Annotated in this window: 4 protein-coding genes; 1 reads left to right on the top strand and 3 read right to left on the bottom strand. The window is 74.8% G+C overall.

Features of this window, described 5'->3' with window-relative positions:
- Window positions 1–161: 161 nt before the first annotated feature.
- The 3 genes from ACFW9D_RS37970 to ACFW9D_RS37960 all read right to left on the bottom strand — a co-directional run bounded on the left by ACFW9D_RS37970 (window position 162) and on the right by ACFW9D_RS37960 (window position 3213).
- Window positions 162–1484, bottom strand: coding sequence for a hypothetical protein (locus ACFW9D_RS37970; protein ID WP_384630010.1), 1323 nt, complete (start codon window positions 1482–1484; stop codon window positions 162–164).
- Between the two features lie 18 nt (window positions 1485–1502).
- Complete coding sequence (locus ACFW9D_RS37965) at window positions 1503–2624, bottom strand: PP2C family protein-serine/threonine phosphatase (RefSeq protein WP_384630008.1); 1122 nt, start codon at window positions 2622–2624, stop codon at window positions 1503–1505.
- A gap of 88 nt (window positions 2625–2712) precedes the next feature.
- Window positions 2713–3213 (bottom strand): GNAT family N-acetyltransferase, encoded by a 501-nt coding sequence (locus ACFW9D_RS37960; RefSeq protein ID WP_188339324.1) that lies wholly within the window; start codon window positions 3211–3213, stop codon window positions 2713–2715.
- A gap of 32 nt (window positions 3214–3245) precedes the next feature.
- On the opposite strand from ACFW9D_RS37960, the gene ACFW9D_RS37955 reads away from it, so the two are divergent.
- Window positions 3246–4133 (top strand): TIGR01777 family oxidoreductase, encoded by an 888-nt coding sequence (locus ACFW9D_RS37955; RefSeq protein WP_384630006.1) that lies wholly within the window; start codon window positions 3246–3248, stop codon window positions 4131–4133.
- The last annotated feature ends 156 nt before the right edge of the window (window positions 4134–4289 follow it).

The raw sequence follows: 4289 nt of genomic DNA, 5'->3' as shown, positions 1-4289 counted from the left end.
CCGGGAGATGCGCACTTCGTGCGCGATCTCCATAGGGGCGGTGCCTCATCGGGGAAATGCGACGCGAAGCGTCTGCATTTCAGGGGCGCGGGGAACTGCGCGACCAGCCCCCACGGACCCGCAGCCGCCCGACGAGGGCACCCCGCAGACGAACCGGCGGATCAAGCCGGCCGGAGCGTTCCGCCCCCGGGGAGGCGGTACTTGCGGCCGCCGAGATCGGGACTGGCCGCACGGTCGTACGTGACGTCCGACCCGTTCCCGACCAGCACGTCGGACACCTTCACCCCGTCCCGCAGCTCCAGCTCCTCCACCTTGGAGTCCCCGTCCACGGACCACTTCGTGCCGCGCCCGAGCGACAGGGACGCCCCCGAGACCCGCCCCGTCAGCTTCGACGCCCCTTCCAGCCGCACCGACGCCGACCCGTCGGGCACGAGCACGTCCCCGCGCAGCTTCTCGTCCCGCGCCGAGAACGTCACGGACCCGCCGTCCTTCACCCGCAGCAGCGCCCCGTCGTCCGTCGTCAGATGCGCCCGCCCCCGCAACCGCACGTCCGCGACGCTCTCCCGCACGGTGAACAGGTCACCCTCGGCCGCCTCGATCGACCCGCCGGTCATCTCGAACGAGGTCTCGCCCGAGCCCCGCAGCAGCACCCCGCCCGCGGCCGCCGAAGAGCGCACGTTCTTCAGGGTCAGCACCCCGCCCGGCTCCAGCGTGAACGCCTCCGAGTTCGCCACGGTGAACAGCGTGCCCGACAGCGCCACCGTGCCCGCCGTCTGCACGCCCGGCGACCCGCAGCCCGCCGACGTCATCGTGCCGCCGGACACCGTGACCTCCCCGCCGCCCGGCCCCGCCACGACCGGCGCCGACTGCGAGCCCGCCGTCCGCAGCTCCGTGTACCGCAGTTCGAGCCGGCCCCCGTGCGCGGCCGTGACGCCGCGCGCGGACCCGCCCGTCGCCGTGATCCGGTTGGCGCTCATGGTGGCCGAGCTGTCCTCGCCCGTCACGAACACGCCGGTCGACCCCCGCCCCGCCGTGTTCATCTCCCCGCCGGACAGCGTCAGCCCGCTCCCGTCGCGCACCAGCACCGCCGCGTTGAGCCCCCGGTCGCCCGAGGCCGCCGCCGAGGTCGTCGCGCCGCTCTTGCGGACCCCGGAGTCCCGCGTCTTCAGCGTCCCCCCGCCGGACACCAGCACGGCGGACCGATCCGCGGTCCGCGCCCCGAACGGCTTGCCGCGCGGCGCCGTCGCCATCTCGCTGTCCACTGTGTAGACGGAGGTCCCCGCCGTGCCCGTACCGGCGTCCACGCCCGAGGGCAGCGGATCCGTCGCGCACCGCGCCCCGCTCGCCGTGGCCGCGGGAGTGGCCGCGGGCGGCGGCGTCGCCGAGCCGTCGTCGGAGCACGCGGCCAGCGCGAACGGCAGCAGCAGCACGGAAGCGGTGACCGCGACGCGCCGCGGTCGAGGCGCGAGTCCCTGGTAAGTCATGGGCCCTACGTTCACATTTCACGCCGCGTCCGGCACATCCGGGTCCTCCGGAGCGAACACCAACAGCGTCAGATCGTCCCGCACCGTCCCCGCGAACCGCACCACGTCCCGCCACACCGCGTCCGTCAGCTCGCCCGGATCCTCGTGGTCCGCGTCCATCAGCCCCGGCAGCCGGGCGGCCAGCGGATAGAACTCGCCCGCCCCGTTGCGCGCCTCCGTCACCCCGTCGGTCAGCGCCACCAGCCGGTCACCGGCCTCCAGCGGCACCGTCAGCACCTCCGGCGGCGCGACGCCCGCGACCCCGAGACCCAGCGGCGCCCCGGCCGGCACCGGCAGCTCCGTCACCCGCCCCTTCCGCAGCAGCAGCGGCGGCGGATGGCCGCAGCTGATCACCCGTACGAAGGGGGAGCCGTCCGGGAACTCGAAGAGGACCGCCGTCGCGAACAGCTCCGTGTGCTCATCCGGCCCCGCGTCCACCACGAGCCGCCGGTCGAGCCGCGCCGCGACCCCCACCAGCTCCCGCCGGTCCAGCACCGCCTCCCGGAACGCGCCGAGCAGCCCCGCCACCGTGCCCACCGCCGACAGACCGTGCCCCTGCACATCGCCGACCACCGCCCGCACCCCGCTCGGTCCGCGCCGCACGTCGAAGAAGTCCCCGCCCACCAGCGCCCCGCGCTGCGCCGCTCGGTACAGACCCGCGCAGCGCACCGACCCGACCTTCTCCGGCAGCGGCGGAAGGACCGCGAACTGGGCCGCCTCCGCCACCGTGCGGACCGTCACCAGCTGCTCGTCGCGCCGGCTGCGCACCCAGGAGATGACCACGCTCAGCAGCGCCACGAACAGCACTGTCACCACGTCGCTGTTGCCGGGCCGCCCGAGATTCGACGCCGGCACCGCCAGCAGCAGCACCACGAGCCCGCCGATCAACGCCGTCGCGGCCGACCCGTAGGAGAGCGAGGCCAGCGGAGGGATCGCCGCCAGCAGGAAACCCAGCTCGATGCGGTCTTCCGTGAACAGCTGCACCAGACAGAGGAGCAGCAGGAGCACCCACGGCAGCACCCGCACCCAGCGCGGCGGCGGCGCCCCGCGCAGCCACGTGCGCTCCTCCCGGTCCCGGCGGCGCGCGACGGGCCAGTCCATACCGGGGCTCCCTTCGCGGCGGACGGGCGGCGCGTGGACCCGACGCCCTGCTACGAGCCTGCTACGAGTCGGGCACCGCCGCACGCCGTCACGGCAGCAGCGAGCGTCCCATCAGCACGTCGTCCACGTACTCCCCGGCCAGCAGGAACTCCTCCGGCAGCACCCCTTCGACGACGAAGCCCTCCGCCTCGTACAGCTTCCGGGCCGGGGTGTTGTGCCCCAGCACCCGCAGGGTGAGCCGGCGGGCTCCCTGCCGCCGCGCCTCCCCGACCGCCGCCCGCAGCAGCAGCCGGCCGACGCCCCGGCCGCGCGCCGACTCGTCGACGGCGAGGCCCTGGATCTGGCGGACATGCGCGTTCGCGTCCAGGGGAGTCGGAAAACCGACCCGGACGTACCCGACGAGGCGGCCGCCGAGCTCGGCCACCAGGTGGTCGCGCGGCCCGAAACGCTCGGTGAAGAAGGGCTGGTACGGGGGCTGGTCGCGCGGCTTGACCGCGTGCAAGGTCGACCACGTCGCCCGGTCGAGGCGCCCCAGCGCCTCCTCGTCCTCGGGCGCGGCGACACGTATGTGGGGCCCTGGATCTGACATGCGGCTCACTGTACGACCGGCAGGATGGAGCCATGACACGAATTGCGGTGGCGGGCGCCTCCGGGCTCATCGGCTCGGCCCTCGTCCGCTCCCTGACCGCCGACGGACACGACGTGGTGCGGTTGGTGCGGCGCGCCCCGCGCGCGGACGGCGAGGTGCGCTGGGACCCGCGCCGCATGCGCGTCGACACGGCGGGCCTCGAAGGCTGCGAGGCGATCGCGAACTTCGCGGCGGCCGGGGTCGGCGACCGGCGCTGGACCGCCGCGTACAAGCGCGAGCTGCACGACAGCCGGGTCCTCGGCACGACCGCGCTCGCCGAGGCCGCGGCCTCGCTCGCGACGCCGCCGCGCGTGTTCCTCAACGGCAGCGCCGTCGGCTACTACGGCGACACCGGCAGCCGCGTCGTCGACGAGTCCGCGCCCGCGGGGGAGGGGTTCCTGCCGTCCCTGTGCGTCGAGTGGGAGGCGGCCACGGCGGCCGCGCACCAGGCCGGGATCCGTACGGTGCTCGCGCGGACGGGGCTCGTCGTGGCGCGGCGCGGGGGTGCGTGGGGGAGGCTCTTCCCGCTGTTCCGGGCCGGGCTCGGCGGGCGGCTCGGGGACGGTCGGCAGTACTGGTCGTTCATCGCCCTCGACGACCACGTCGCGGCCCTGCGGTTCCTCTTGGAGCAGGAGTCCTTGTCCGGGCCGGTGAATCTCACGGCTCCGGACCCGGCGACGAACCGGGAGGTGACGTCCACGATGGCCCGCGTCCTGCACCGGCCCGCCGTCCTCAACGTCCCCGAGTTCGCGCTCCGTGCGGTGCTCGGCGAAATGGCGGGCGATGTCCTCGGCTCCACCCGCGCGGTCCCGACGCGACTCCTGGAGTCGGGCTTCACCTTCAAGCACCCGACGCTGCGGTCGGCCATCGAGGCTGCCTGATCCGGTCCGGCTCCCGGCTGCGGGCCGGTGGGGCTTCTCGCGCCCCGCGGCGGAGCCGCTGATGTCACAGCCCCGCGCCCCTGAAATGCAGACCCTTCGGGTCGCATTTCCCCGATCCAGGTGCGGGGCGCCTTTCATCTGGGGAAGGCGCGGCGA

This window comes from Streptomyces sp. NPDC059524 (genome assembly GCF_042749255.1).
Classification (GTDB): domain Bacteria; phylum Actinomycetota; class Actinomycetes; order Streptomycetales; family Streptomycetaceae; genus Streptomyces; species Streptomyces xanthii.
This window is presented reverse-complemented; position numbering and strand designations above follow the sequence as displayed.